The following is a 6,237-nucleotide window of genomic DNA, read 5'->3' on the forward strand; positions in this document are numbered from 1 at the left end:
GGCGGCCTCGTCGTCTCGTCGAGCTTATTATTAATGCAACATTAACTCATTGCGGCGTCGCCGAGGATCCCATGGAGATCCATGCGCGCCGCCGCGATGGCGTCCTTCAGCTGGGGATTGCCCGCCAGTTCGCCCCACAGCGAGGCGTCGGCGACGAACTCGGCCAGCGGGTCGATCGCCTCGCAGATCGCATGCGCGCGCTCCGGCACCATCGCCTGGTCCTGGTACTGGAACGGCAGCCGGCCCAGGTGCCAGCGCTGCAGGAAGCTCAGGAACAGCGCGGGCAGGCGCGCCACCGACGCGATGCTCTCGCCGCGCGCCAGGCGCTCGCGGATCGTCGGCAGGATGAAGCCCGGGATCTTGGCGAAGCCGTCGGCGGCGACGCGCTGGTTGGTGTCGGCGATCGCCGGGTTCGAGAAGCGGTCGAGCACGACGTCGCGATACGTCGGCAGGTCGACCGGGCTCGCCTCGCCGGGCTGCGTCAGGCACGGGATCACGTCGTTGGTGACGTAGTCGGCCGCGATGTTGCGGATGCTCGGCTCGAGCGTTCCTTCGTGGATGAACGTCAGCCCGCGCAGCGCGCCGGCCCAGGCGATCGCACTGTGGCTCGCGTTGAGGATGCGGATCTTGGCTTCCTCGTAGGGCTGCACGTCGCCGGTCATCTCGACGCCGACCTTCTCCCACTCGGGTCGGCCCGCGGCGAAGCGATCCTCGATCACCCACTGGATGAAGGACTCGGCCATCAGCGGCGCCTGGTCGTCCCAGCCGGCCTCCTTCGCGACGCGCGCCTTCATGTCGGCCGCCGGACGCGGCGTGATGCGGTCGACCATCGCGTTCGGGCAGGTCGTGTTCGCCTCCATCCATGCGAGCAGGCCAGCATCGCCCGACGCGGTGACGAAGGCGCGCAGGTTCTTGCGGAAGTGGTCGCCGTTGTGGCGCAGGTTGTCGCAGTTCATGAATGTCAGCGCGCCCGCGTTCGCGGCGCGGCGCGCGCGCAGGATCGCCGCGGCGATGCCGTAGATCGTCGCCTTCGTCGCGCCGGCGAGATCGCTGACGACCTCCGGATGCTTCAGGTCCAGCTCGCCCTGGTGATCGAGCGCGTAGCCCGCCTCGGTGACCGTGAACGACACGATGCGCGTCGCCGGATCGGCGCCGAGCTCGAGCACGCGCGCGAGCGACGGCTCGTACGCGATGACCTCGGTGATCGAGGTGATCTTCTCGAGCTTGCGCTCGCCGTGCGGCGACACCGTCTCGAGCGTGTACGCGCCGCCCTGGTGCTGCAGCGCCGCGATGGTGTCGGCCATGTCCGGCCGCACGTTGGCGCCGGCGCATTGCCAGCGTGTGTCGCCGGACTGCATCAGGTGGTGCATGTAGACCGCCTGGTGCGCGCGATGGAACGAGCCGAGGCCCAGGTGCAGCAGGCGCAGGCGCCCGTCGGTCGGGGAAGTCATGGTGCGGAACTCTCGGCGAAATTCAGTGGGCGGCCGCGATGAGCTTGCCGCTCGCGTCGAACCAGTGCAGGTGGCCGAGCTCGACGTCGACGCCGACGTTGTCGCCCGCCACGAGCGTCGTGCGCGCGTTCTGGCGCAGCACGATCTGCGCCCCGCGGGGCGTGTGCAGGTAGACGAGCGTCTCGGCGCCGAGCGCCTCGACGAGCTCGACCTGCGCCGCGATCTGGCCCTGGCCGGGCTCGGTCAGGCGCAGATCTTCGGGCCGGATGCCGACGAAGGCCGCGCTGGCGACGCTAACGCTGGCCGGCGGCAGCTCCGCGCGCTCGACGACGTTCATCTGCGGCGTGCCGATGAACTGCGCGACGAAGCGGTTGGCGGGCTTGTCGTAGAGCGTCAGCGGCGAGCCGACCTGCTCGATCGCGCCGTCGCGCAGCACGACCACCTGGTCGGCCAGCGTCATCGCCTCGACCTGGTCGTGCGTCACGTAGATCGTCGTCGCGCCGAGCTCGCGGTGCAGCTTGGCGATCTCCACGCGCGTCTGGCCGCGCAGCGCGGCGTCGAGGTTGGACAGCGGCTCGTCGAAGAGGAAGATCTTCGGCTCGCGCACGATCGCGCGCCCGATCGCCACGCGCTGGCGCTGGCCGCCCGAAAGCTCGCGCGGCAGGCGATGCAGGTATTGGCCGAGGTTGAGGATCTCGGCGGCGCGGTCGACCTTCTTCTTGATCACCGCCGGGTCGGCCTTGGCGAGCCGCAGCGAGAAGCTCATGTTGTCGGCGACGCTCATGTGCGGATAGAGCGCGTAGCTCTGGAACACCATCGCGAGGTCGCGCTGCGCCGACGGCAGTCGCGTGATGTCGCGGCCGTCCAGCGAGATGCTGCCTTCGGTGAGCGTCTCCAGGCCCGCGATCAGGCGCAGCAGCGTGGACTTGCCGCAGCCCGAGGGTCCGACGAACACGGTGAACTGGCCGCGCGAGATCGACAGGTCGACGCCCTTGATCGTGCGCACCTCGCCGAACTGCTTCACGACGCCCTTGAGTTGGAGGAATGTCATCTCGAATCCTTACTTGACGGCACCGAAGGTGAGGCCCTGCACGAGCTGCTTCTGGCTGAACCAGCCGAACACGACGATCGGCGCGATGGCCAGCACCGAGGCCGCGGACAGCTTGGACCAGAACAGGCCTTCCGGACTGGAATACGACGCGATCAGCGCGGCCAGCGTGCCGGCGTTCGCGGCCGTGAGGTTGAGCGACCAGAACGCCTCGTTCCACGCCAGCACCAGGCACAGCAGGCCGGTGGACGCGATGCCGCCCATGGCCAGCGGCAGGATCACGTGGCGGAACTCGGAGGCGAGCGTCGCGCCGTCCATGCGCGCGGCCTCGAGGATCTCGGGCGGGATGTCCTTGAAGTGCGAGTACAGCATCCACACCATGAGCGGCAGGTTGCTGAGCATGAACACGACGATCAGCGCGAACTTGGTGTCCAGCGTGTGCGTGCCCTGCGCCAATACGTAGACCGGTACCAGCGCGCCGACGGCCGGCATCATCTTCGTCGACAGCATCCACATCAGGATGTCCTTGGTGCGCCTGGTCGGGAAGAACGCCATCGAATACGCGGCGGGTGCCGCGATGAGCAGGCCGACGACGGTCGACACGACGCTGGTGATCAGCGAGTTCTTCGCGTACAGCAGGTAGTCGCTGCGCTCCTGCACGTGCGTGAAGTTGTCCAGCGTCGGCGTGAAGATCCAGACCGACGGCACGGCGATCGCCTGCAGCTCGGTCTTGAACGACGTCACCAGCATGAACAGGATCGGGAAGAAGATCAGCAGCGCGACGAGCCAGGCCGCGACGCTGCGGATCGCGAGGGCGATTCTCTGGCCGCCGGGTGTAGTGAAGTCCATGATCACCGCTCCATGTTCTTGCCGACGAGGCGGATGAGGAAGGCCGCGGCGATGTTGGCCAGCACCACCGCGAACAGCGCGCCAGCCGAGGCCACGCCGACGTCGAAGCCCAGCAGCGCCTGCTTGAAGATCAGGTAGGCGATGTTGGTGGACGCGTCGCCGGGTCCGCCGCCGGTGGTCGTCGAGATCTCGGCGAAGACCGACAGCAGGAAGATCATCTCGATCATCACGACCACCGCGATCGAACGCCCGAGATGCGGCAGCACGAGGAAGCGGAACTGCTGGAACCAGGTCGCGCCGTCCATGCGCGCGGCCTCCAGCTGCTCGCGGTTCATGCCCTGCAGCGAGGTGATGAAGATCAGGATCGCGAACGGCAGCCATTGCCAGGCCACCATGATGATCACCGACAGCAGCGGCCAGTCGCTGAGCCAGTCGATCGGCGTCAGCCCGAACGCGCGCCACACCTGCGCCAGCACGCCGTAGATCGGATTCATCATCATGTGCTTCCAAAGGAGCGCATTGACGGTGGGCATCACGAAGAACGGCGAGATCAGCAGCACGCGCACCACGCCCTGGCCAGGGAACGGCTCGTTGACCAGCAGCGCGATCAGCACGCCCAGCACCACCGTGATCACGATGACGCTGCCAAGCAGCAGCAGCGTGTTGACGATGGCCGTGCCGAACGACGGGTCGGTGACGAAGAAGCGGAAGTTCTCGAGCCCGATGAACGCGTGCTCGCCGGGTTCCATCAGGTTGTAGCGGATGACCGAGAAGTACAGGGTCATCGCCAGCGGCACGATCATCCAGAGGAAGAGCGAGCCGACGGCGGGCGCAAGCAGCAGCCGGGCGATTGATCTCATGGGAGTCTTTCGGACACGTTGCGGGGTATCCGGCAAAGGCGCGGCCGGCGACGTGCCGCGCACGCCGCCATGCCGCTCATCAGGCGGTCACTTCAGGCGGCCGCTCTTCTTCAGCTCGCGCTCCGCGGCGAGCTGCGAGGCCTTGAGCGCCGCGTCGACCGTCTCCTTGCCCGCGAGTGCCGCGCTCATCTGCTGGCCCACCGTGACGCCGATCGACTGGAACTCGGGGATCGCCGCGAACTGCACGCCGGTGTACGGGCTCTTGGGCAGCGTCGAATCGTTCGGGTTCGCGCTCGCGATGGCCTTTTCCTCGGCCGGCGCGAACTTGGCGGCGGCGAGGAACTGCGCGTTGGCGTAGGTCGACTTGCGCGTGCCGGTCGGCACGTGGGCCCAGCCCTCCTCCTTGGCGACCAGCTCGATGTAGGCCTTGGACGTCGCCCAGTTCACGAACTTCTGCGCCGCGGCCGAATTCTTCGTGCTCACCGGCACCGCCAGCGCCCACGCCCACAGCCAGTTCGCGCCCTTGGCGGTCGCCTGCTGCGGCGCCTGCGCGAAGGCCACCTTGTCGGCCACCTTGCTCTGCTTCGGGTCGGTGATGAACGACGCCGCGATGGTCGCGTCGTCCCACATCGCGCACTTGCCTTCGTTGTACAGCGCGAGGATCTCGTTGAAGCTGTTGGCCGACGAGCCGGGCGGGCCGTACTTCTTCAACAGGTCGACGTAGAACGTGATCGCGTCATGCCAGGGCTTGGAGTCGAGCTGCGGCTTCCACGACATGTCGAACCACTGGCCGCCGTACGAGTTGACCAGCGTCGTGAGGAAGGCCATGTTGTCGCCCCAGCCCGGCTTGCCGCGCAGGCAGATGCCGTAGATGCCGGCCTTGGGGTCGTTCATCTTGGCCGCGGCGTCGCGCACCTGGTCCCAGGTCGGGCGCTCGGCGAACGTGATGCCGGCCTTCTGCGCGAGGTCGCTGCGGTACATCAGCATCGAGCTCTCGCCGTAGAACGGCGCCGCGTACAGCTTGCCGTCGGCCGACAGGCCGCTGCGGATGGCGGGCAGCAGGTCGTCGACGTCGTAGCTGGCGTCGGGCTTGATTTCCTGCAGCCAGCCCTTCTTGCCCCAGATCGGGGTCTCGTACATGCCGATCGTCATCACGTCGAACTGGCCGCCCTGCGTGGTGATGTCGGTGGTCATGCGCTGGCGCAGCACGCCCTCTTCCAGCGTCACCCACTTCACATGGATGTCCGGGTTGGCCTGCTCGAAGTAGTGCGTGAGCTTCTGCATCTCGATCATGTGGCCGTTGTTCACGGTGGCCACGACGATGTCGGTCGCGTTCGCCGCCAGCGGGGCGGACACGGCCAGAGACACGGCCAGGCTCAGGCCCAGCACGGGAAGAGAGTTGCGCGTCATTTTGTCTCCTGTATTTTCGTGAGGCGCCGTCGATCTGCGGCACGGCCCAGTGTCGGCATTCCGGCAAGACCCGAGTGGTACCTCGGTCGCGAATGCCGATACTTTCTTGCACGAAAACTTGAGGGTTTTCCTGTAGATCGTCGATACCCACCGTGCATGCTGCGCCGCAGCGAGCGATGCATTCGGCAACAAAGTATTGAAGCAGGCCGCGCCTCGCGCATTCGTTCACGCGGGCGCGGGATGGGAAAACCCAGGCACCCGCGTGCAAGAAGGTATCGGGATCGGCTCGTCGAGTAGCAGCGCCGCGCCGCGCTCCTTCCTACGCTGTCGGCACCGTGCGGCGCTCGAGCGAGCGCGCGCGCGGCGCCCACCGACAAACACAGGAGACACCATGCATACCCCGACACCGTATCGGATCGCCACCCTCGCCGCGGCCTGCGGCGCGCTGATGGCCGCGACCGCGGCGCAGGCCGTCGACTGGACCGGCTACATGCGCGGCGGCCCCGCGGCCACCAGCGTCTCTGGCAAGTCGCGCCAGTGCTACGGCATCGGCGAGTTCAAGTACCGCCTCGGCAACGAGTGCGACTTCTACGGCGAGTTCCAGCTCGCCCAGGCCATG

Annotated in this window: 6 protein-coding genes; 1 reads left to right on the top strand and 5 read right to left on the bottom strand. The window is 67.3% G+C overall.

The features are described from left to right. Positions 1-41: 41 nt before the first annotated feature. The 5 genes from dalD to LPC04_RS22520 form a co-directional block, all read right to left on the bottom strand. Positions 42-1,451, bottom strand: coding sequence for a D-arabinitol 4-dehydrogenase (dalD, locus tag LPC04_RS22500; RefSeq protein ID WP_275684530.1), 1,410 nt, complete (start codon positions 1,449-1,451; stop codon positions 42-44). A gap of 22 nt (positions 1,452-1,473) precedes the next feature. Further along, entirely contained in the window at positions 1,474-2,502 is a 1,029-nt protein-coding gene (locus LPC04_RS22505) for an ABC transporter ATP-binding protein (RefSeq protein WP_275684531.1), read from the bottom strand. A 9-nt stretch (positions 2,503-2,511) separates the two neighbouring features. Next, positions 2,512-3,348 carry a carbohydrate ABC transporter permease gene (locus tag LPC04_RS22510; protein WP_275684532.1) on the bottom strand — a complete coding sequence of 279 codons (837 nt, stop codon included), beginning with the start codon at positions 3,346-3,348 and terminating at the stop codon, positions 2,512-2,514. 2 nt (positions 3,349-3,350) lie between these two features. After that, positions 3,351-4,208: a carbohydrate ABC transporter permease gene (locus LPC04_RS22515; protein WP_275684533.1), complete on the bottom strand. Its 858-nt coding sequence runs from the start codon at positions 4,206-4,208 to the stop codon at positions 3,351-3,353. Positions 4,209-4,295: 87 nt separating this feature from the next. Continuing rightward, positions 4,296-5,618 (bottom strand): ABC transporter substrate-binding protein, encoded by a 1,323-nt coding sequence (locus tag LPC04_RS22520; RefSeq protein ID WP_275684534.1) that lies wholly within the window; start codon positions 5,616-5,618, stop codon positions 4,296-4,298. Positions 5,619-6,009: 391 nt separating this feature from the next. Between LPC04_RS22520 and LPC04_RS22525 the strand changes: the two genes are divergently transcribed. After that, on the top strand, positions 6,010-6,237 hold a 228-nt coding region (locus LPC04_RS22525; RefSeq protein ID WP_275684535.1), incomplete at its 3' end, for a carbohydrate porin.

It is taken from the genome of Scleromatobacter humisilvae (assembly GCF_023231945.1).
Lineage (GTDB): Bacteria > Pseudomonadota > Gammaproteobacteria > Burkholderiales > Burkholderiaceae_C > Scleromatobacter > Scleromatobacter humisilvae.